The 20,290-nt window shown below is 68.9% G+C and carries 25 protein-coding genes and 1 pseudogene; 10 read left to right on the forward strand and 16 right to left on the reverse strand.

The annotated features are described in order from the left end of the window. The first annotated feature begins 39 nt into the window (after positions 1 to 39). Positions 40 to 855, forward strand: a complete 816-nt coding sequence (locus NM203_RS06405) for an enoyl-CoA hydratase/isomerase family protein (RefSeq protein ID WP_255058882.1) — start codon at positions 40 to 42, stop codon at positions 853 to 855. Here NM203_RS06405 and NM203_RS06410 read toward each other — a convergent pair. Then, entirely contained in the window at positions 852 to 2,081 is a 1,230-nt protein-coding gene (locus NM203_RS06410) for a cytochrome P450 (RefSeq protein ID WP_255058883.1), read from the reverse strand. The two genes, NM203_RS06405 and NM203_RS06410, sit on opposite strands and share 4 nt — an antisense overlap. A gap of 160 nt (positions 2,082 to 2,241) precedes the next feature. Here NM203_RS06410 and NM203_RS06415 point away from each other — a divergent pair, with 160 nt between their 5' ends. The 3 genes from NM203_RS06415 (at position 2,242) to NM203_RS06425 (ending at position 3,790) form a co-directional block, all read left to right on the forward strand. Then, the gene (locus NM203_RS06415; protein ID WP_255058885.1) at positions 2,242 to 2,466 is read left to right on the forward strand and encodes a hypothetical protein; all 225 of its coding nucleotides are present in this window, start codon (positions 2,242 to 2,244) and stop codon (positions 2,464 to 2,466) included. 122 nt (positions 2,467 to 2,588) lie between these two features. After that, complete coding sequence (locus NM203_RS06420) at positions 2,589 to 3,008, forward strand: ATP-binding protein (protein ID WP_255058886.1); 420 nt, start codon at positions 2,589 to 2,591, stop codon at positions 3,006 to 3,008. After that, positions 3,005 to 3,790 carry a SigB/SigF/SigG family RNA polymerase sigma factor gene (locus NM203_RS06425; protein WP_255058887.1) on the forward strand — a complete coding sequence of 262 codons (786 nt, stop codon included), beginning with the start codon at positions 3,005 to 3,007 and terminating at the stop codon, positions 3,788 to 3,790. Before NM203_RS06420 ends, NM203_RS06425 begins: the two co-directional genes overlap by 4 nt. A 3-nt stretch (positions 3,791 to 3,793) precedes the next feature. On the opposite strand, the pseudogene NM203_RS06430 reads toward NM203_RS06425, so the two are convergent. The 3 genes and pseudogenes from NM203_RS06430 to NM203_RS06440 form a co-directional block, all read right to left on the reverse strand. Next, positions 3,794 to 4,111: pseudogene (locus tag NM203_RS06430) on the reverse strand (hypothetical protein). Next, the gene (locus NM203_RS06435) at positions 4,111 to 4,431 is read right to left on the reverse strand and encodes an ArsR/SmtB family transcription factor (RefSeq protein WP_255058889.1); all 321 of its coding nucleotides are present in this window, start codon (positions 4,429 to 4,431) and stop codon (positions 4,111 to 4,113) included. Before NM203_RS06435 ends, NM203_RS06430 begins: the two are co-directional and overlap by 1 nt. Positions 4,432 to 4,474: 43 nt before the next feature. Next, positions 4,475 to 4,966, reverse strand: a complete 492-nt coding sequence (locus NM203_RS06440; RefSeq protein WP_255058890.1) for a helix-turn-helix domain-containing protein — start codon at positions 4,964 to 4,966, stop codon at positions 4,475 to 4,477. Between the two features lie 238 nt (positions 4,967 to 5,204). On the opposite strand from NM203_RS06440, the gene NM203_RS06445 reads away from it, so the two are divergent. Both NM203_RS06445 and NM203_RS06450 read left to right on the forward strand, forming a co-directional pair. Then, a complete protein-coding gene (locus tag NM203_RS06445) occupies positions 5,205 to 5,462 on the forward strand; it encodes a hypothetical protein (RefSeq protein ID WP_255058892.1) in 258 nt (85 codons plus the stop codon). Then, positions 5,462 to 5,968 (forward strand): nitroreductase/quinone reductase family protein, encoded by a 507-nt coding sequence (locus NM203_RS06450; protein ID WP_255058894.1) that lies wholly within the window; start codon positions 5,462 to 5,464, stop codon positions 5,966 to 5,968. Before NM203_RS06445 ends, NM203_RS06450 begins: the two co-directional genes overlap by 1 nt. A gap of 3 nt (positions 5,969 to 5,971) precedes the next feature. Here NM203_RS06450 and NM203_RS06455 read toward each other — a convergent pair whose 3' ends face one another. Beyond that, positions 5,972 to 6,724: an acyl-CoA dehydrogenase family protein gene (locus tag NM203_RS06455; protein ID WP_255058895.1), complete on the reverse strand. Its 753-nt coding sequence runs from the start codon at positions 6,722 to 6,724 to the stop codon at positions 5,972 to 5,974. Positions 6,725 to 6,768: 44 nt separating this feature from the next. On the opposite strand from NM203_RS06455, the gene NM203_RS06460 reads away from it, so the two are divergent. Then, positions 6,769 to 7,857, forward strand: a complete 1,089-nt coding sequence (locus NM203_RS06460) for an acyl-CoA dehydrogenase family protein (RefSeq protein ID WP_255058897.1) — start codon at positions 6,769 to 6,771, stop codon at positions 7,855 to 7,857. Position 7,858: 1 nt separating this feature from the next. Here NM203_RS06460 and NM203_RS06465 read toward each other — a convergent pair whose 3' ends face one another. Both NM203_RS06465 and NM203_RS06470 read right to left on the reverse strand, forming a co-directional pair. Beyond that, the gene (locus tag NM203_RS06465; RefSeq protein ID WP_255058899.1) at positions 7,859 to 8,686 is read right to left on the reverse strand and encodes an IclR family transcriptional regulator; all 828 of its coding nucleotides are present in this window, start codon (positions 8,684 to 8,686) and stop codon (positions 7,859 to 7,861) included. A gap of 22 nt (positions 8,687 to 8,708) precedes the next feature. Continuing rightward, positions 8,709 to 10,073, reverse strand: coding sequence for a histidine phosphatase family protein (locus NM203_RS06470; RefSeq protein WP_255058900.1), 1,365 nt, complete (start codon positions 10,071 to 10,073; stop codon positions 8,709 to 8,711). Between the two features lie 210 nt (positions 10,074 to 10,283). On the opposite strand from NM203_RS06470, the gene NM203_RS06475 reads away from it, so the two are divergent. Beyond that, positions 10,284 to 11,327, forward strand: a complete 1,044-nt coding sequence (locus NM203_RS06475) for a hypothetical protein (protein WP_255058901.1) — start codon at positions 10,284 to 10,286, stop codon at positions 11,325 to 11,327. A 13-nt stretch (positions 11,328 to 11,340) separates the two neighbouring features. Here the strand turns inward: NM203_RS06475 and NM203_RS06480 are convergent, their stop codons facing one another. The 5 genes from NM203_RS06480 to NM203_RS06500 form a co-directional block, all read right to left on the reverse strand. Then, on the reverse strand, positions 11,341 to 11,868 hold the full coding sequence (locus NM203_RS06480; RefSeq protein ID WP_255058902.1) for a copper resistance CopC family protein: 528 nt from the start codon (positions 11,866 to 11,868) through the stop codon (positions 11,341 to 11,343). After that, positions 11,868 to 13,112: an MFS transporter gene (locus NM203_RS06485; RefSeq protein WP_255058903.1), complete on the reverse strand. Its 1,245-nt coding sequence runs from the start codon at positions 13,110 to 13,112 to the stop codon at positions 11,868 to 11,870. Before NM203_RS06485 ends, NM203_RS06480 begins: the two co-directional genes overlap by 1 nt. Continuing rightward, the gene (locus NM203_RS06490; RefSeq protein WP_255058904.1) at positions 13,109 to 13,507 is read right to left on the reverse strand and encodes an ArsR/SmtB family transcription factor; all 399 of its coding nucleotides are present in this window, start codon (positions 13,505 to 13,507) and stop codon (positions 13,109 to 13,111) included. The genes NM203_RS06485 and NM203_RS06490 overlap by 4 nt, the downstream gene beginning before the upstream one ends. Before the next feature lie 32 nt (positions 13,508 to 13,539). Continuing rightward, on the reverse strand, positions 13,540 to 13,818 hold the full coding sequence (locus tag NM203_RS06495; RefSeq protein WP_255058905.1) for a hypothetical protein: 279 nt from the start codon (positions 13,816 to 13,818) through the stop codon (positions 13,540 to 13,542). 89 nt (positions 13,819 to 13,907) lie between these two features. Next, positions 13,908 to 14,780, reverse strand: coding sequence for an alpha/beta fold hydrolase (locus NM203_RS06500; RefSeq protein ID WP_255058906.1), 873 nt, complete (start codon positions 14,778 to 14,780; stop codon positions 13,908 to 13,910). A gap of 118 nt (positions 14,781 to 14,898) precedes the next feature. Between NM203_RS06500 and NM203_RS06505 the strand changes: the two genes are divergently transcribed. After that, complete coding sequence (locus NM203_RS06505) at positions 14,899 to 15,831, forward strand: LysR family transcriptional regulator (protein WP_255058907.1); 933 nt, start codon at positions 14,899 to 14,901, stop codon at positions 15,829 to 15,831. Between the two features lie 19 nt (positions 15,832 to 15,850). Then, entirely contained in the window at positions 15,851 to 16,318 is a 468-nt protein-coding gene (locus NM203_RS06510) for a nuclear transport factor 2 family protein (protein ID WP_255058908.1), read from the forward strand. Positions 16,319 to 16,334: 16 nt separating this feature from the next. Here NM203_RS06510 and NM203_RS06515 read toward each other — a convergent pair whose 3' ends face one another. The 4 genes from NM203_RS06515 to NM203_RS06530 form a co-directional block, all read right to left on the reverse strand. Next, entirely contained in the window at positions 16,335 to 17,450 is a 1,116-nt protein-coding gene (locus NM203_RS06515) for an HNH endonuclease signature motif containing protein (RefSeq protein WP_308212814.1), read from the reverse strand. Continuing rightward, on the reverse strand, positions 17,440 to 17,748 hold the full coding sequence (locus tag NM203_RS06520; protein WP_255058909.1) for a DUF222 domain-containing protein: 309 nt from the start codon (positions 17,746 to 17,748) through the stop codon (positions 17,440 to 17,442). Before NM203_RS06520 ends, NM203_RS06515 begins: the two co-directional genes overlap by 11 nt. Positions 17,749 to 17,863: 115 nt before the next feature. Further along, a complete protein-coding gene (locus NM203_RS06525) occupies positions 17,864 to 18,877 on the reverse strand; it encodes a hemolysin family protein (protein ID WP_255058910.1) in 1,014 nt (337 codons plus the stop codon). Next, positions 18,870 to 20,246 carry a hemolysin family protein gene (locus NM203_RS06530; protein WP_255058911.1) on the reverse strand — a complete coding sequence of 459 codons (1,377 nt, stop codon included), beginning with the start codon at positions 20,244 to 20,246 and terminating at the stop codon, positions 18,870 to 18,872. Before NM203_RS06530 ends, NM203_RS06525 begins: the two co-directional genes overlap by 8 nt. Positions 20,247 to 20,290: the final 44 nt, after the last annotated feature.

Consider the following 20,290-nt stretch of genomic DNA (forward strand, 5'->3'; position numbering starts at 1 on the left):
CAATGAAACCGGTTGGCGATCTCGGATAGATTCGCAGTCATGCCCGACCTGACGGTCCACGTGTCCGACGGCGTCGCGGTGCTGACCCTGAACCGGCCCGACCGCCGGAACGCCTACACCGCGGCCATGGGCGCGTCGCTGAACAAGGCCTACGTCGAGTGCGACGACGACGACGCCGTCCGCGCGATCGTCCTGACGGGAGCCGGCGACGCGTTCTGCGCCGGTGCGGACTTCTCCTCCGCGACAAGACCTTTCGATGCGCCCGGTGACGCTGACGGGTTCACCGCCTCGCCCACCGATCCGGCCGCCTTCGAACTGCGTACCCCGGTGATCGCGGCGGTCAACGGCCACGCCATCGGGATCGGCCTCACCATCGCACTGCAGGCCGACATCCGGATCATGGCGGCGGACGCGAAGTACGCGGTGGCGCAGGTTCGGCGGGGCGTCATCCCGGATTGCATGTCGCACTGGACGTTGCCGCACATCGCGGGGGTGGCGGTCGCCGCCGACCTGTTGTTGACGGGGCGCACCTTCGACGGCGCGGAAGCGGTGGCCACGGGTATCGCCAGCAGGGCGGTTCCGGCGGGCGCCGTACTCGATGAGGCGCTGCGGGTTGCGCGCGACATCGCGGAGAACGTGGCGCCGATGTCGGCCGCGCTGAGCAAACGCCTGCTGTGGGACACGGTGATCAAGGGGTATCCGCCGCGACGGGTCGCGGATCTCGAGACGGACCTGCATCGCCGGGTGATGGGACACGCCGATGCCCGCGAGGGCGTCGAGGCGTTCCTGGCCCGCCGCACGCCGACGTGGACGCGTTCGGTGTCACGGGACTGGGAGCCGCTGCCCGAAAGCTAGCGGGCCACCTCGACGACGAGATGCCGAATCCCGGTGTGGCGATTGCTTCTCGTCCACTCGACGGGCGTCACCAGTCGGACGCTCGAGAACCTGGCCAGCAGTTCCTCGAAGAGCACCCGCAGTTCGAGACGGGCCAGGTTCGCGCCGAGGCAGTAGTGCACGCCCTGCCCGAAACCCAGGTGCGGGTTGGGCGTTCGCGTCACGTCGAACCGGGACGCGTCGACGAACACCGTCTCGTCGCGGTTTGCCGAACCCTCCCAGATCTGCACCTTCTGCCCCGCTTCGATGTGGCAGCCACCGAGTTCGACGTCGCGCGTGGCGGTGCGGCGCTTCGAGGGCGACGGCGAAGACCACCGGACGATCTCCTCGACGGCGGTCGGTAGGGCGGCGAGGTCGGCGCGCAGGAGCTCCCACTGATCGGGGTGCTGGATCAGCGCCAGCAGGCCACCGGCCACGGAGTTGCGCGTGGTCTCGGCGCCCGCGCTGAACAGCAGGCTGAAGAACAGGTAGAGCTCGATGTCGGACAGCGGGGCCTGGCCGTCCATCGACGCGTTGGCCACGACGGACAGCATGTCGTCGGTCGGGTCGGCACGTTTGGCCGCGATGAGCTGCTGGCCGTACTCGTACATCCGCGACGCGGCGTCCTGCGGCGACAGCTGGCCGACGGCGGCCGTGCGGCTGCTGCCGAAGTCGAACTGCGGCTCGATGGCGTGGAACAGCCAATGTCGTTCGGACTCGGGCACGCCGAGCAGGATGCAGATCATCTGCATGGGAAGCTCGGCGGCCACGTCGACCAGGAAGTCGAACGGCTCGCCGGGTACGACCCCGTCGAGCAGCCGACGCGCCCTGGCGCGCAGGTCGTCTTCAACCCGCTTGACCATCCGCGGGGTGAGACCGGAAGCGACCAGCCGGCGGACGGCCGAGTGTCTGGGGTCGTCCATCATGTTCAGTACCTGGCCGGCGACGGCGAGGTCCTGCAGCAGCGTGCCGCCGTAGGGACGGCTGCCGCCGGTCACCGATGAGTAGGTCTCCGGATCGCGGAACACCGCGAGAGTCTCCGCGTGGGTGGCGACCGACCAGAAGCCCTCGCCGTCGGGCGTGTGCTCGGTCGGCCGGTGCCAGTACACGGGCGCATCCCGGCGGTGAACGGCGAACAGGTCGTGCGGGAAGCCCGCCGCGAAGTTGTCCAGGTCGGTGAAGTCGATCTCGCCGAGCGCAGCCGTCACCGTCCGTGTCTATCACGGAGCCACGGTGGGTCCACGCGACCGCAATACCCGGTTAACGCACACTTTGACGTTTATGCAGTTAAATGCTGTTATGCGAATCACAGAGCAACTTCGCTGTTCTAACTGGATTCCGACATTACCGACCAGTACTATCCGAAACATGGATAGGCCGTACCTTTTACCCGTTTCGGGTCGCGGTGGTTTCGACGTGTTGTGCGGCTGCGGCCACCGCAAGGCCGAACACTCCGCGTTCGACACGTGCCACGGGTGCAACGACTGCGGCGACGAGGGCGAGCAGCACGATCACCCCTTTCGGCGGTGCGGCTGTGACGGCTTCACCGATGTCGTGGCGATCGACTGGGATGCGCTGATCGCCAGCGCCTGACCGTCGCCGACGGTCACCGCCTATCATGATCGAACGTCGTGTCGAGCTTCCGGCACGGTGATCACGCAACCGCGTCTTCGCCGTCCCGGACGAGCGTCGGCGAGTGCAGGCAGGAGTGCTTGATGGACGTTGGCAACGACGACATCCCGTACGGATTCGGTCCCCTCGAGATTCGGATCGCGGGCGACCCCTCGAAACTGGGGTTGCTCCGCACCGTCATCTCGGCGCACGCCGCCGCGGCCGGGTTCGGTCCGGATGCCGTCGCCGACCTCAAACTGGCGATCGACGAGGCGTGTACCGCGCTGATCCTTCGCATGGATCCGCAGGGGGCGCCGCTCAGCGTGATCGTGAACCGGCTGGCCGACGAGTTCGCCATCGAGGTCTGCACCGCGGGAGCCCTAACCGACGACCCGCTCGAGGGGTTCACCGGCCATGTGCTGAACATCCTCGCCGACGACGTGAAGGCCTACAACGTCGCCGCCGAGGGGCAGCCCCCGGTCGCGGGCGTGTCGATGACCTTCCGGCCGAACACCGTCGGATGATCGACGACGCGACGATTGCGCCCGGATACTCCAACGACTATTCCGACGTCAGCGACATGTTCCGCAGGCTGGCGGACTTGGAGGAGGGCTCAACCGCCTACAGCAGGCAGCGCGACGCGATCATCGAGCGCTGCCTGCCGCTGGCCGAGAACATCGCCCGCCGGTTTCGCAACCGCGGTGAGGCGCACGAGGATCTCCTCCAGGTGGCACGCGTCGGCCTGGTGAACGCGGTGAACCGGTTCGACGTCGAAACCGGGACGGAGTTCATCGGCTTCGCGGTGCCGACGATGATGGGTGAGGTCCGCAGGCACTTCCGCGATCACGGCTGGGCGGTGAAGGTTCCACGCCGGCTCAAGGAACTGAACATGAGCCTGAACCGGGCGAAAACCGAACTCTCGCAGGAACTCAACCGGGCACCGACCGCCACTGAGCTCGCCGAGCACCTCGGCGTCGATCGCGAGGAGGTCGTGGAGGGACTGATCGCGGCCAACGCCTACTCAACACGCTCCACCGATGCGACCATCGGTTCCAGCGGTGATGACGGCTACTCGATCGCCGACACGTTCGGCGATCTCGACGCCAACATCGAGAAGGTCGTCGACGTGGAGACGGTGCGGCCGCTGCTCATGTCGCTGCCGGAGCGGGAGCGAATCGTCTTGCAGTTGAGGTTCTTCGAGAACATGAGTCAGTCGCAGATCGCCGAGCGCATCGGGCACTCGCAGATGCACGTATCCCGGTTGCTGGCGAAGTCGCTGGCCGCGCTGCGGAGCAGGGTGGAGTAGGGGTCAGCAGCAGGCGTCGCCCCGCCAGACGTCGAGTCCCTCTCGCACGGCGAAGGCCGCGATGACGAGCGCCGCGACGGGATCCGCCCACGACCACCCGAACAACGCGTTGAGCAGCAGTCCCACCAGAAGGACGGCGGAGAGAGGACAGTACGGGCATCACGGCGAGGCTGACCGCGGCGAGCGCGATGCCGGTGATCGGGGCCGGCGAACTGCCAGGGCGATCACCGCCTCGACGACGTTGTACGCGATCGTCGCCGCGACGAACCATCGGATGCGCCGCGACAGCACGCGACGCCGGTCGGCGCTGACGTTCGTCATCAGCTGCAACCGTTCTCGGTGCAGCAGTTGGGATCGACGTCCAGCACCAAGCCCAGAATATCGTTGAGCGCGTGGGTGATTCGCGGGTCCGCGAGTTCGTATCGGCTGCGTCGTCCCTCCGCTTCCGCCACGACGAGTCCGCAGCCGCGCAGGCACGCGAGGTGATTCGACACGATCTGCCGGGAGACGCCGATCGCGTCGGCCAGGTCGGACGGGTAGCGTCCGCCGTCGCGCAGGCTCAGCAGGATGAGCGCGCGGGTCGGGTCGGAGAGGGCGTAACCGAACCGGGCGAGGGCGTCGCGATGGACGAGCGTCTCCATGACGGCAACGGTACAGGCGAATCTGTACTAATCGAAGGTGTGCTCAGGACTCGTCGTCGGCGGGGCGGACGAAACCCTCCGACGGTGCGGACTCGAGCAGGATCGCGACGTACCGCGACACCGCCGTCAGGCCGTGCCTGCTCAGCCGCTCGAGCCGTTCCGGCAGCTGTGCCACCTGCCGGTTCTCGTACTCGGCGACGACGGCTGCGCGGCTACCGGGGTCGAGGGTGCCCGAGGTGATGAGATCCCAGAGCTCGGCGTCGCTGCGCCCCTGGAGCGCGGGCATGGTGCTCGGCACGATCGCCTCCGGGACGCCGCCCGTCCGGGCGTCGGCCAGGCTGCCCTCGGCCCACTGGAGCGCGGACTCGATTTTGGTCTGGGTGTCGGGTCGCGGCCATTGCGTGCCCTCTTCGATCGCCGCGATGGTGCGGGCGTTGATCTCCGCGAGGTGAGCCACGCGGGATCGCGTCAGGCCCAGTTCTTTTCGCCGTTGTGCCACCAGTGCGCCGATGTGGGCGAGGCTGCGCTCCGTCACCGCACCGACTCCACCATGGCCGACAAGCTAGTGAACAAACGCCGAAGGCGCTAGCAAACGTAGGCTACCCAAAGTGCTTGCAGGAGACGGCTTAATGTCCCTTGCGCTCGACCCGGACGGTACGCGATCGGCGGTGCCGCGAAACGCGTTTGCGCATTGTCGGGACTTTTGCTGACCGCACCGTCAAAATCACCTGGTGGGCCCACTCCGGTCCCCATCGAGCAGTGAGGAGTTCTCCGTGAAGCGCACGGCGATTCTGATCTCCGCCGCGGGCCTCGCGCTCGCGCCCATCGTCCTCGCCGCGCCGGCGAGTGCCGACGTCTGCGCGGGCGCCGGTGGCAGGCACTTCGCAGCGGGCGGGTGTACCAACGTCGTGGGCGACGTCGCCGTCGGTGCCGCGATCGCGTCGCAGCACGTCCCGTACGTGCCCGGCGAGGTGCCCTGCTACACCGTCGAGGGAGTGCCCTACTACACGCCGCCCGGCGATCCCTGCTGATGGCCGACGTCGACGCGGCCGAGATCCGCGCCGAACGCGCGGACTTCATGGCCGAGCACCTGGCCAGCTACCTGGAGTCGGGTGGCACGCGGGGCCACATCCTCGACGTGACCTCGGTCGGCGGCCGCGAGATCACGACGCACTGCCTGGTCCGGTATCGGGGACGCACGTCGGGACGCGTGTACGTCAAGCCGCTGATCTACGGCAACGTGGGCGGCGAGATCGTCGTCGTGGCGTCGAAGGGCGGCGCCGATACGCACCCGGAGTGGTATCTGAACATCATCGCCGGCCAGACCGTCGACGTTCAGATCGCCACGCAGGCGTTCGAAGCCACCTGGCACGAACCCGAGGGAACCGAACGGCACAACGTGTGGGAGTACATGTGCCACCTGTTCCCGCCGTACATCAACTACCAGCGGTCGACGAGTCGCCACATACCGCTGCTCATGTTCTCGGCGGTACGGCCCATCGACGTCTTCGAACCGGGGGATTCGCACTCCCCGTAGCGGTCAGTCGAGGAACTGCGCTGCGATGAGACAGCCGGCGTGCACGTCGCGCCACCTGCTCGCGACCGGGTTCGACGCGTCGAGAGCATGGCGACTGCTCGCCAGCAGCCGGTCCGCCGCGCCGCGGGCACGTGCGACCGCCTGCACGAACGGCGCCGCGCCGACACCCGGTTGCCCCGCCGCGGCGGCGATCTGCAGCGTGGCGGCGTCGATGTCGGACGCCGCGCGGGCGACATCGACGGCGTCGAAGGCCTCGTCGCCGCCGTGCGCGACGGCGAGTCGCGCGCGTAGGTGATCGACGTGTGTCCGCCAGACACCTGCTGCCGAGCCGACGACGGCGGCCGCCGCACCGGCCGCAAGCGCAGGAGTGGCTGCACCGGTCAGAACGTGCTCGACGTCGGCGTTGTACACCACGACCTCGCAGACGCCCGCTTCGTCGAGACCTGTTCGGCGAGAAACCGGTTCGACGTGCACGGCGTCACGTGCGAGCAACGCCCGGCTCGCCGGGCCGATGGACAGCAGCACCCGGTCGGCGTGTTCGGCGCCGATCACCGACTCCCACCTGCCGGTCAGCCGCCCGTCGACGTGGTCCGCGGTGCCGCGGTGCCCGACGGCGATCCTCGCCCCGTCGTGGTCGGGCACGTCGTAGGCGGCGGCGCCGTACATCGCGGCCAGCCAACCGCGCGAACTGTCAGCGGTGGCGAGTTCGATTACGGTGCAGACGAACTCGTCGAGCGGCGCTTTCGTCTTCGGCATACTCACCTCCACGGGGGTCGTCAACTGGTATACACGATCGTGGCATGTCCGTTCTGAGCTCCGTCCGAGCGCTGCTTCCCGAGATCACCGGGGCGGCCGACGACGTCGATCGCACCGGCTCCGTCGATCCGCTCGTCATCGAGCGGCTGCACGACGCTGGCTATTTCGCACTGCTGCAGCCGCCCGCCTACGGTGGTCTGGACGCCGACCCGGACGAGTATCTGACCGCTACGCGCGAGCTGTCGTCGGCGTGCATGTCGACGGGGTGGCTCGCCGGCTGGTTGGCGGTCAACAACTGGGGACTCTCGGTACGCGACGAGCGGGTGCTGCAGGAGATCTGGGGCGCCGATCCGCGGACGCTCCTCTGCTCCTCGTACGCGCCGACCGGCCGACTGGAGCGCGTCGACGGCGGCTTCCGGCTGACCGGACGGTGGACCCGGTGCACGGGTGCGCGGCACGCGTCGTGGCTGAGCGTCGCGGGGCTGCTGGTCGGAAGCGACGGTGCTGCACAGGATTTCCTCGCGGTGCTTCTGCCCGCGTCCGACTACACCGTCGTCTCGACCTGGAACGGGTTGGGACTGCGCGGGATCGGGGCCGACGACGTCGTCGTCACCGGAGCGCTGGTGCCCGAGCACCGGGTGTTCAGCTGGCTCGACACGGTCTTCGATCCGGAGGTGCCCGCGCTGCAGAGGCTGCCGCAACCGACGCTCTACACCCTCGCGGGGACCATTCCGATTCTGGGCGCGGCGCAACGCCTGCTCGAGCTGCGGCGGACCCGCGACGACCGACCGCTGAGCCGGGTTGCGATGGCCAGGTCGGACGTCGAGTTGTCGCTTCGCCAGATCAGCCGCAATGTGGCAGCGCAGGTGGAATGCGTTGTCGCGGGCGGTTATCCGGATGCCGAGCTGATGCTGCGCACGCGGCGCGATCAGGTGATGGCATCGGATCGTGGGTGGCGGGCGGTCGGTGTGATCGCCGACGATCCACGCTCCGGTGTCGATGAGACGCTGCTGGAACGCATCCGGCGCGACGTGGAGACCGCACGCATGCACGTCGCGAGCAATGTCGATCAGGTGCTGTCGGTGGTGGGCAGGCACGCCGTCGGCCTCGACGTCGACGACCTGATCTGGTGACTCACACCCAGTCGTCGGAGGACAGTGTGCGCAGGACGCGCGACAGCATGTCCTCGGTGACCGCCTCCGCCGCGACCTGTTCGGCGCCCGCCGGGGACCTGCCGAGCCGCTCCGAGATGCCGTTGGCGGCGCGGGACAGGAACGGCGCCACCCGCGACAATCGCTGCGCCGGTGCCGCGCCGGTGAGGGACAGGCCCGCGTGGTGGGGGCCCGGCATCGTGATGGGGGCCGCGATGCTCGCCAAGCCGACGGCGAGCTCCTGATCGTCGTAGGCCAGCCCGCGCCGCGACCTGATCCGCGCCAGCTCCTGGTGCAGCGTGGGCAGGTCGTCGATGGTCGAGGGCGTGCACTTGCGCAGCGGGGCGTCGAGGATTCCGTCGACGTCCTCGGCGCGCAGTCGTGCGAGCATCGCCTTGCCCAGCGCGCTCGCGTGCGCAGGCGTCCGGCCCGCGACCCGAGTCGGCACGGCCGCGCCGCCACCGCCTGCGACCTTGTCGAGGTAGACGACGTCGGCGCCGGCGAGTACGCCGAGATGGACGACGAGCGCGGTGTCGGCGTGCAGCCGCTCGAGAACCGGCGACGCGACGCTGCGCAGCTGCGAGTGATCGATGGCGCCCGACGCGGGCAGCGACGACGCCGCCAACGAATAACTGTCCGGCGTGTGCTGCAGCAGGCCGGAGGTGTGCAGCTGGTTCAGGATTCGATGCGTCGAGGACCGGGGGAGCCCGGTCCGGTCGACCACCTCGTCGAGGCGCAGCACCGTGCCCGCGCGATCGAACGCGTTGACGATCAGGGCAACCCTGGCCACCATCGACGCCGGCGCGGACACGGTCCCACTGTAGAGCGGGTGGCTACTCGGAATCGCCGCCCGCACCGTCCGAGCCGGCGCTGTCCGAGCCGGTATCGCCGCCGTCGGTGCCGGAGTCCGCACCGACGCCGACCGCGACCGTCTCCTTGACGTCGCCGGACACGGCGCCCTGCGGTTCACCGGTCGCGCCGGGTACCGCCTTGTTACCGTCCGTCAGGTCGGTCCCGCCGGTGGACGGCACCGCCGCCTCGGTGGTCGTCGTGGCCGGGTGGTCGTCAACCGTGTTCTCCGACTTCGGGTTCGGCGCGTCGCCGGTCTCGACGCCGGGGGCGGTGGAGGGGGTGGTCACTAGGCCGGTCGACGTGGCCGCCGGGGCTTCGACGGCGACGGTCCTGGCGGCAGCCGCCGGGGTGGCCGTGGTCGCCGCCGCGGTGGTCACCGTTTCGGTGGGCTCGACGCGGGTGGCGAGTTCCTTCACCACTCGATTGGTCACCGCTCCGGCGAACTTCACCACCGAGTACGTGGCCTCGACGGCGCTCGCGGTGATCGCCGCGAGCACCTTCGCCGGATTCAGCGTCGCGAACGCGTCGGCCACGTTCCTGGCCTGCGCCGCGAGCTGTCGCTGCAGCGTCCGCAGCTGCAACTGGACGTCGGCCTCGAGCGTCGGCTGGGCGCCGAACTCCCGGCCGTTCCAGTTGACGAGGCGCCAGCCGTCAGTCGGATTGCCCTCGACGACAACGTAATCGGTGTTCTTCAGCGCGGCGGTCCGCAGCAGGTCGAGCTTCTGCTCCGCGGTCAGGTTCGTTGCGTTCATCATCGTCCAGAACATGATCGCGCCGCCGTGGGAGAACACCACGGAGTTGCGGTCGCCGTTGTCGTAGACGGTGCGCAGCGCGCCGTCGACGCGCGCGTCGAACTCGTTGCCGTCGATCGAGCCGGGAATCCTCAGGTCGCGCTGGCCGGCAAGCGCCCACGCCAGCGGGAACCGTCCGTACCCGTTCTGGGCCTGGCTCTCCGGGGTGCCCTCGAAGACGCCGGCCTCGATCTCCTGAAGTCCGGGCAGTACGTGAATCGGCAGGTGCAGGAACTCCGATGTCGGACCCGCCGTCAGCTGGGTGCGGATCATCGTCGACGCGTAAACGGCGTCGTAGTTGTTGGCGCCGAGCGTGCGCACGACGGCCTTCGCCTGATCCTGGCCCAACTGCGTGAGCAGCGGGCCGGGGGTCGACGTGTCGATGTTGCCGGAGGCGTTACCCGCCGACTGGCCGTGACGCACGAACGTCACCCTCATCAACTCGGCGGCGGACGCGGGAATCGCGGCGCCGACGAGCAGCGCGAACGCGACCAGCGCGATGCCGAGAACCCTGCCCGCGTTCATCCAGGGCCGGGGTGGAACCGGTGTCGTCATGGAAAAGTCCTCCTGAGGGTGATGTAGACAGCACACGGTGGATCTCGGTCCGACCTGTCAACAAGGTGTGATCCCACTCACCGAGACTGAACCGGACGAATACTGTCGCGTTCGTCAGTTCGCGAGTGCACGCTGGACTAGGGTTCGGGCATCGACGAGCACACACCCGAGAGCTGGTTCCTCGCTCGCGGTCTGCCCGCCGTCCTGACGGTGGGGGGCCGGTCGCATCATCTGCTGTCCCGGATGGCCCCGGCGCTCGCCGCCTACGCCGCCGTGGTCGTCGCGCTGCTGATCGTCTACTTCCTGCTCGGCACCAGCGAGATCTACATCGACGGCGCACCCACACCCGCCGAGACGGCGGTGCTGGGGGTCCTTGTGCTCGTCGTCCCCGTGGCGGCATGGGCCGCGCGGTGGGTGATTCGGCTGCGCGATCGCCGCAAGCAGGCCGTGGTGGCTATCGCGTCGGTGGTCGTCGGCGCGGTTGCGGACCTGATCCAGGGCGGCCTGTGGCATCTGCTCACCACGGGCGCCGTCGTGGTGATGATCGCCCTCGTCACGGCAAGCGGTGCGGGCGCGGTGCTGGGCTGGGCCGTGCGGTTGACCATGAATCAGGCCGCCGCGATGGGCGGCCTGTTCGTTCGGGCCCTGCCGGTGATGCTGCTGACCGTGGTGGTGTTCTTCAACAGTTACGTCTGGCAGATGGCGGCGTCGATCAGCCGCGACCGCCTCTGGGCGGCACTGGGTTTCCTCTTCCTCGTGACGTCGGCGTTCCTGGTGTCCACGAGTCGCACGCGAGTGAAGTCGATGCTCGCGTCGCTCACCGACCCGCACGACACATCGCACCGACTCGACGGCACGCCGTTCGCCGAGCTACCGGACCCGCAGCAGGAGCAGCCGCTGACGCGTGGCGAGCGGCTCAACGTCATCGCGGTGCTGGCCGGCGCGCAGATAGCGCATCTGATGATGGTTGCGATCTGCACGGCCGCAATCTATTTCGTGCTCGGCCTCATCGTGCTGAGCCCGGAGGTGCTGAACAAGTGGACCGGCGGCGGGTCGAGTGACGGGACCGTTCTCGGCATGACGATCCCGGTGCCGCAGTCGCTCATCCACATGACGCTCGTCCTCATCTCGCTGACCTTCATGTACGTCAGCGCGCGGTCGGTCGGTGACGACGAGTACAAGCAGGACTTCCTCAACCCGCTCATCGAGGATCTGCACACCACGCTGTTGGCGCGCAACCGCTACCGGGGTTAGACGTCGAGCCGCCTCAGCCGCGTCGACGCACCATCACCACCGCGAGTCCGGCGAGCACGACGGCCGCGGCGACGGCGATCCACGCGGGGAAGCCCCGCTCGTCGGACTCGGCCGGCGCGGCGGCGGCAGGGGCCGCGCTCGCCGTCGGAGCCGCTGAACTCGTCACCGTGGGTGCGGCTCTGGTGAGCTGGAAGCTGTACTTGCCGGAGATCGGGTGGCCGTCAGCGGAGATGACGCGGTAGGCGACGGCGTAGGCCGCGGCGGCGCCGAGCGGTTTCACGTCGACCACCACGGTCGGCCCGTCGACGCGCACGGCGCCGTCGGCGTACGGAGTGCCATCGGGTCCGCTGACCGTCACCGTCGCGAACTGCCGCTCGATGTCCTGGTTGAAGGTCAGCGTGATGCGTGTCGGCGGGGTGTCGAGTTCCGCGCCGTCGGCGGGGTCGCTGCTGATCAACGCGGCATGCGCGAACGCGGGGGACGCGGTGGACACGGATACGAGCACGGCGGCGACGGCGACCAGCCAGCGCAGGAGAAGCATCACCCGACTGTAGCCAGGTGCGGGCGCTGGCGGACGGCCGCGCGATCTCGCGGCCACAGTCGGAACGCCGCCACCCCGGCGCCGAGCGCGAGCACGGTCAGCACCGCCACGGTGACGGGTTGACCCGCAAGGGCTCCGAGCCAGCCCGCCAACGCGTAGGTGATGAGGAAGCAGGCGTGCGATAGCGAGAACTGCGCGGTGAACACCGATGTTCGCGTGTCGGGCGTCGACTCGTAGCGCACCAGCCGTGCCGACGGCGTGGAGATCAGGGATGTCGCCGCGCCGAGGATCGCCCATGCGACGACGAACGCGACCCAGCCGACGCTCGGCGTCGGGTCGGCCACCAGGACCGCCGAGATCGCGGTCAGTGTCAGCGGGATCAGGGTGGCGCCGGTACGCATCACCGTGCGATCGGGAACCCTGGTCAGCAGGTGCGGCAACGCCAGGGCCACCACCATCGACCCGGCTCCGTAGCAGGCGAGCAGCGCGGCGAGCGCCGAACCGGCCGAGCCGAGCACGTCGTGCACGAAGACGACGGAGTTGACGACGACCAGAGCGGTGGCCGTCGCGACCACCATGTTCAGGGTGAGCAGGCCGCGGAGTACGGGGTTGTCGAGCATCGCCCGCGCCCCCGATGTGGTTCGCCGCCAGAAGGTTTCGATGGGATCGGCCACCCGTGTCTCCGGGATGGCGGTCGTGAGAACCAGGAGGGTGGACACGCCGAACCCGACGACGGTGCCGAAGAACAGGTGGTGGTAGGTCATCACCGTCAGTAGGGCCGCGGCGAGGATGGGGCTGAGCAGCGATTCCAGGTCGTAGGCGAGGCGGGACAGCGACAGCCCGCGGGTGTAGGACGCCTCGTCGACGAGCACCGCGGGGATGACGGACTGGAATGCCGGGGTGAAGGTCGCCGAGGCGGCCTGGAGGACGAAGACGAGCGCGTATATCTGCCAGGTGTGGTCGACGAAGGGCAGCGCCGCGGCGATCAGTGCGCGAACGGCGTTGGCGCTCAGCAGGAGTCCACGTCGCGGCAGCCGGTAGGCGACCGCGGTGATGACGGGGGCGACGACGACGTAGGCGGCCATCTTGATGGCGAGCGCCGTCCCGAGCACGGCGCCGGCCTCGCCTGCCGCCAGGTCGTAGGCGAGCAGGCCCAGGGCGACCGTCAGCAGCCCGGTGCCGATCAGGGCGACGACCTGCGCGGCGAACAGTCGACGGAACGTGGGGTCGCGCAACGGGCTCATGTTCCGCTGCGTTTCCGCGGCTTTCGTGCCTCGAGTGGGCGCACGGCGGGGGCGTCCCGGTGGTGTGCGGGCACGCCGGGTCCGGAGTGCTCGGCGTTGTACACGGCGTCGCGCACCAGTTGGCGCACGTGCTCGTTCTCGAGGCTGTAGAAGATGGTGGTGCCGGACCTGCGGGTGCGAACCAGGCGCGCCATGCGCAGCTTGGCGAGGTGCTGGGACACCGACGGAGCGGGCTTGCCGACGTACTCGGCTAGTTCGGTGACGGAGAGTTCGTCCTCGACGAGCGCCCACAGCACCTGGATGCGCGTGGAGTCGGCCAGCATCCGGAAGACCTCGACGACGAGCGCAGCCTGATCGTCGTCGAGGCGACGCCCTGTTCTACTATCTGCGTTCATACGCAGATAGTAGAGGATGCGCTACCGGGCGGCTAGCGGCCGACGGCGATGCCTCCGGTCGGCGGTTCCGGCTGCGGATCGAACCCGCGGGTGGCACCAGGCGGGTCGGGCTGCGGGTCGAACCCGACGCGGCCGCCCGGATCGATGCGGCCGGGTCGCGTGGGCGGCTCGGGCTGCGGGTTGAAGGCGGCGATCGTCGTATCGCCGGCGAGCTGCGCGACGCCGGCGACGATGCCGAACCCGGCGATCGCGAGCCCACCGGCCAGCACGGCCGCGGTGAAGGCTCTGCTCAGACGCTCGGTGCGTGTCATGTCGTGCTCCTGACCTCGGTGCCGGCCGTCGGTCGGCGATGGCCAAGTCGACCCCGGCGCGGCCGCTACCGATCACGAGATTCGGCGGCTCATGTCAGGACGCGACCGAGGAAGCCGCGGATGTAGCCGCTGATCTCCTCGCCGTGCGACTCCAGCGCGAAGTGGCCCGCGTCGAGCAGGTGGAACTCGCCGTTCGGGAAGTCCCGTGTGAAGGCCTCCGCTCCTGCGACCCCGAAGATCTCGTCGTTGCGGCCCCACGTCACCAGCAGCGGCGGCTGGTGCGTGCGGAAGTACTCCTGAAACGCGGGGTAGGAGTCGAGGTTGAACTGGTAGTCCCAGAACAGCTGCAGTTGGATCTCCTTGTTGCCGGCCCGGTCCATCCCCGCCTGATCCAGCACCCAGGTCTCGGGCGCGATGCGGTCGAGCCGATCGGCGGGCACGCCGTGGGTGTACTGCCACTGCGTCTTCTCGGCGGTCAGGTACTCGCGCACCCCGGCCTCGTTGGCCGCCCTGTCCCGGGCGTGAGCGAACAGGATGTCCCAGAACGGGGTGAAGCCCTCCATGTAGGCGTTGCCGCTCTGCGTGATGATCGCCGTGATGCGCTCGGGCCGCGCGGTGGCGATGCGCAGTCCGATGGGTGCGCCGTAGTCGTGGATGTAGATCGCGAAGCGCTCCAGGCCGAGGTGGGTGATGAGCTTCTCCGTGATCTCGGTCAGACGCTCGAAGCTGTAGGTGAAGTCGTCCACCGACGGCGTCGAGGACCTGCCGAAGCCGATGTGGTCGGGCGCGATCAGATGGTAGTCGTCGGACAGCGACGCGATCAGGTTTCGGAACATGTGCGAGCTCGACGGAAACCCGTGCAGTAGTAGCACGGTGGGCTTGGACGGGTCACCGGCTTCGCGGTAGAACACGTCGAGTCCGTCGATCAGGACGGTCTGGTAGCGGGTGTCGAATGTCGTCATGCCCCCACCATGGGCCCGCATCAGGGGCTGGAAAAAGGGGCGATCGCCTATCGCGGTGATAGCGAATCCCGATCAATGGAGCGGCGGTGACGGCCTGTCGTCGGCATACGATCGACCGATGGAGTTGCGGCAGTTGGAGGCGTTCGTCGCCGTGGCCACCGAACTGCACTTCGGGCGTGCGGCGCAGAAGCTGCACATGAGCCAGCCGACGTTGAGCGACATGGTGCGGCGGCTGGAGCGTGAGTTGGGGACGCCGCTGCTGACCAGGACGACGCGACGGGTGGCGCTCACCGAGGCCGGTGTCGAGCTGCTGAACCGCGCCGATGCGATTCTCGAGGACGTCCGTGGCGCCGCCGCCGCGGTGCGCAGGATCGTGGGTGGTGACGCGGGAACGGTGCGGCTCGGCATCACCCCGCCGGTCGCGCCCGCGCTGGCACCACACCTGGTCGCCGCGTTCGGTGCCGAGGCGCCGAACGTCGAACTCACGGTGCGGCGGATGTGGTTGCCCGACCTGCAGACGGCGATCCCCGACGGAAAGGTCGACGTGGCGATCACGTCGGGCCTCGTCGACGAGCCGCCGGGCATCATCGGCGAGGTGTTCTGCGCCGAACCCCTGGTGGTGGCATTGCGACCCGAACACCCTCTGGCACAGCAGGATTCGGTGAATCTGTCCGATCTCGAGGGAGAGGTTCTCGGCGTGCACAGCGACGATCTGTTCCCCGCGTGGTCGATGGGCATTCGGCAGGTGCTCGACGCTGCGGGCGTCGCGCCGCCGACCGCCGAACTCATCGACACCGATCTGTCCGCCGGTCGCTGGTGGGCGCAGGCCGATGTCGACTGGATCGTGACGACCCACTCCGTCACCAGGTCCGCCGAGGCCTACCGGATGCTGCCCACCTCGCCGGCGCAGTACATGCCGTACACCCTGCAGTGGTGTCCGATCCGAGCCGCGACGGCGGCGATCGGCCGGTTCGTCCAGTTGGTGCTGTCGGCCGACGTGCCCGACGGCTGGATCACGCAACCCGACCACCTGCAGTACGCCGAACCGTAACCACAAGAGAGGGCAAACGATGTCGGACAAGCGACCGCCGTTCCCGCCGTTCGACCTGTCCAGTGCGCTCGAGAAGGTGCAGGCCGCCGAGGACGCCTGGAACACCCGCGACCCGCACCGGGTCAGCCTCGCGTACACCGAGGACTCCACGTGGCGTAATCGCGACCTGTTCATCACCGGCAGGCCCGCCATCATCGAGTTCCTCACCGCCAAGTGGGAGCGCGAGCTGGATTACGTTCTGCGCAAGAGCCTTTGGGACTACCGGGAGAACAGGATCGCGGTGCGCTTCCACTACGAGTGGCACGACGCCGCGGGGCAGTGGTACCGCAGCTACGGCAACGAACTGTGGGAGTTCTCCGACGGCGGCCTCATGCGGCGCCGGGAGGCCAGCATCAACGACGTCACCATCGCCGAGTCCGACCGCCGCTACTTCGGGCCACGGTCGGAGGACGAGCGGGGGCCCGGCCGCGACATCCCGCTGCGCTGACGTACGCCCGACCCGGTTAGAAGGGGTCGTCGTCTCGTGGTGTGAGGAGGCGTTCGGGGTGGTGGAGGTTGTTGACGTGGGGTCGGCCGGTGACGGGGTCGATCCACGCGTAGCGGCCGTCGGGTCGGCGGCGGGTTTTCCAGCCGGTGTCCTCGATCATCTGGTTGCCGGGTCCGCAGGCGAGGGTGAGGTCGTCGATGTTGGTCTGGCCGTGGTGTTTCCAGTCGGCGACGCCGTGGTGGGCTTGGGTGCGGTAGTAGTCCACGGTGCAGCCGGGGCAGGTGCATCCGCGTTCCCGGCCGAAGAGCATGAGTTTCTGGGCTCCGGTGGCGCAGCGTTGCGCGCGGCCGAGGTGCAGGGCCATCGAGGTGTGGCCGTCGAACACGGCGAGGTAGTGGTAGGCGTCGGCGGCCATGGCGATGAGGTCGCGCATCGGCAGGCGGGTGCCGCCGCCGGTGACGGCGTAACCGGCGCCGGCTTGGAGTTCCTGCAGGGTGGTGGTGACGACCACGGTGGTGGGCAGTCCGTTGAGCGTGCCGAGGGTGTTCGAGCGCAGCAGCAGGTCCGGGGCGGTGGCGAACGCGTCGTGGGTGTACTGGGCTCTGGTGCGCCACAGGTGGTCCAGGACCGGGTTGGGCGGCGGGGGTGGTGGGTCGTCGGGGTGCGGGGCGAACGGATCGTTCTCGGCGGCAGCGGGTTCGGGCGGCGGCTCCGACTCCGCTTCGGGTTGGGGTCGGGGGTGGCGGCCGCGTTCGGCGAATTTGCCCTGGATGGGTTCGATGAGGGCGCGCAGTGTGGGGGAGATCCATCCGGACAGGTAGCTCAGGCCGTCGGGTTGCTGATTGCCCAGGTGCAGGCCCGCCTTGCGCGCGGCGGCGTCGGCGGGTTCGTCGCCGTCGGGGTGCAGTAGCGCCAGCAGGTGGATCGCGGCGACGGTCAGCGATCGCGGGTCCAGGGTGGCGGCGGCCTGAACCAGGGACGCTTCGGCGTGGGCGGAGGTGGTCGGATCCACCGATGCCGGCAGGGCGGCGAGGAACTTGGCGATGACCTCGACGTGTTCGTCGCCGATGGTCCCGTCGGCCAGGGCGGTGGCGGTGTGCTCCCACTGCGGGGGCAGCTGCTCACCGTGCAGGGTGCGGGCGGGGGGCGAGTTGTCGGGCGCGGGTGAGCAGTCTGCGGGCGCGGCCGGTGCTCATCCGGGTGCGCAGGGTCAGCAGTTTGGTCCAGGAGGTGGCGCCCAGTTCGACGGGGGACGCTTCGCGTTGCAGGCGGGCCAGGATGGCGTAGCCGGCGGTCGGGATGCGGCGGGTCTGGTCCTCGATCCGGGTGAAGTGGGTCAGCAGCTCGTGGTGTGAGGGGGTGTCGACGTCGGCGGTCAGCAGTGCGTCCACCCCGGCGGTGAACGCGGCGAGTGCCTCGTCGATCGACATGCTTCGAACATACCTTCGATCGCTGACGATTTCGATCGCACGGAGCCGCCCTGTGGATGAACCTCGGACTGTGGATAAGTCGGTCGCGCAACGTGTTTCGAGTCGGCGTCCTGTGCTAGGCCGCGGAACGGCCCGTCGGCAGCAGTCGGTCCAGTACGTCGGTGAGCGTGATGAGCCCGACCACGGCGGCGCCCTTGGTGATCACGACGAGATGGCTACGAGTCTCACGCATCGTCCGAAGCGCCTCGTACACGGGTACTTTCACGTCAAGGACCAGCGCGGGCCGCATCAGGTCGGCGGCCAGCGACTCGGCGGGCGCGCTCAGGCTGTCGCGGACGTGGACGACACCGTCGATGTTGTCACCATCGGCGACCAGCAGGCGCAGGTGACCGGTCCGGCGGGCTGCGCGTTTCACCTCCTCGACGGATGCCGTGGGCGCCACGCTGCTCGACGATGCTCCGGCGGGCACGATGTCGCCGACGGTGAGCGACTGTAGTTCCAGCGCGCTGGTGAGGCGGCCGTGGAAGCGCTCGTCGAGCGTCCCGGCCGTGGCGGAGTGTTCGACGAGTTGCTTGAGCGCATCCGGGTTCTGGGCGCTGCCGACCTCGTCCACCGGCACCACGCCGACCTTCCGCAGGCACCAGTTGGCGAGCGTGTTGAGCCGCACGATCAGCGGACGGGTAACCCACATGAACGTGCGCATCGGCAACGCCAGCATGATCGCCGACCGTTCCGGGTGTGCGATGGCCCACGACTTGGGCGCCATCTCGCCGACGACCAGGTGAAGGAACGTGACGATGATCAGCGCCAGGACGAAGCCCACCACGTCGGCGGCCCACAACGGCGCACCCCACGACGTGAAAAGCGGTGTCAGCCAATGGTGCACGGCCGGTTTGGTGATCGCCCCGAGCGCCAGCGTGCACACCGTGATGCCCAGCTGCGACCCGGCCAGTAGTACCGATAGTTCGGACGCGCTCCGCAGCGCTGCGCGCGCTGATGCGCTGCGGGGTGCGGCATCCTCGAGGCGGTGTCGCCGTGCGGCGATCAACGCGAACTCGACGGCCACGAAGAACGCGCTCGCGGCGATCAGCCCGATCGTGATGGCCGCGATGATCCACGGGTCATTCATCGTTCTGCTCTTCGGCTTTCGGGGCGGCGGTCGTCAGGGACACCGACACGGAGGCGGGCACGTGCCGGTCGACGGAGAGAACCTCGACGCGGAGCACGCGGGTGGGCGGACGTTCGTCGAGGAGTAGGTCGGCGGGATCGTCGGGCAGCTCGATCTCCACGACGTCGCCGACCTCCGGCAGTCCACCACCCGCGGTGATCACCAGGCCGGCCAGAGTCTCGTAATCCCCTTCGGGCAGTTCGGTGTCGAGCGTGCGCTCCACCTCGTCCACCGGGGCGTCGCCGGGGATCACCCAGTTGTCGCCGTCCCGCTGGAAGTCGTCCGCTTCTCCCTCGAGATCGTGCTCGTCGTCGATCTCGCCGACGAGTTCCTCGGCCAGGTCCTCGACGGTGACGATCCCGGCGAAATCGCCGTACTCGTCGATGACGAGCGCCATTTCCTCACCGGCGGTGGTCAGTTCGTGCACCACCCCCAGCAGTGGTAGCGACGTCGGCACGATGACGGCGGGCCGCGTCACACCGCGCGCCGTACCCGAAGCGGCCGGGTCGAGCAGGTCGTGCAGGTGCACGACGCCGATGGGCTCCATCGACCCGTTGTCGACGACGGGGTAGCGGGTGTGGCCGGCCGCCATCGTCGCGAGCACCGCGTCGGTGGTCGCGTCGGCGTCGACGAGGTCGACACGACCACGCGGGATCATCGCGTGTTCGGCTGTGCGGGTGGGGAAGTCCAGGATTCGGTCGAGCAGCACCGAGAGCTCGCGCGGTAGTTCTCCGGCGTCGCGGGACTCGGCCACGATGTGCTCGAGGTCTCGGGCGGTGGCCGAGTGCTCGACGTCGTGCACCGGTTCGATTCGCAGCGCCTTCAGCAGCAGGTTGGAGGACGCGTCGAAGAGCTTGATCAGCCAACCGAACACCGCGAGGTACACGGTGGTCGACGTTGCGAGTCTGCGCGCAACGGGCTCGGGTCGGGCGATGGCGAGGTTCTTCGGGAAGAGCTCGCCGAACACCATCTGCACCAGCGTGGAGAACAGGATGGCGAGCACGCCGCCGATCGCGATCCCGACGCCTGAGGGCACGTTGGCGATCCCCAGGAGTTGACCGATGCCCTGGCCGATCAGCGGTTCGGCGACGTAGCCGACCAGCAGGCCGGTGACGGTGATTCCGAGTTGGGCACCCGACAACATGAACGACGTGCGCCGCGTGACCGACAGCGCGCGGGCGGCCCCGGCGTCACCCGCCGCAGCACTGGCCTTGAGTTGTGAGCGGTCCACCGCCATGAAGGCGAATTCCTGCGCGACGAAGTACGCGGTGAACGCGGTGATGAGCAGGACGACGAGGACGCCGAGCGCGATGCTCCCTGCGATCAGCACGGCGCACACCCGCGGGGTCGGACACTAGGTCGTCGGCGTTTGCG

Source organism: Mycolicibacterium arenosum (genome assembly GCF_024320865.1).
In the GTDB taxonomy this organism is placed as follows: Bacteria; Actinomycetota; Actinomycetes; order Mycobacteriales; family Mycobacteriaceae; genus Mycobacterium; species Mycobacterium arenosum.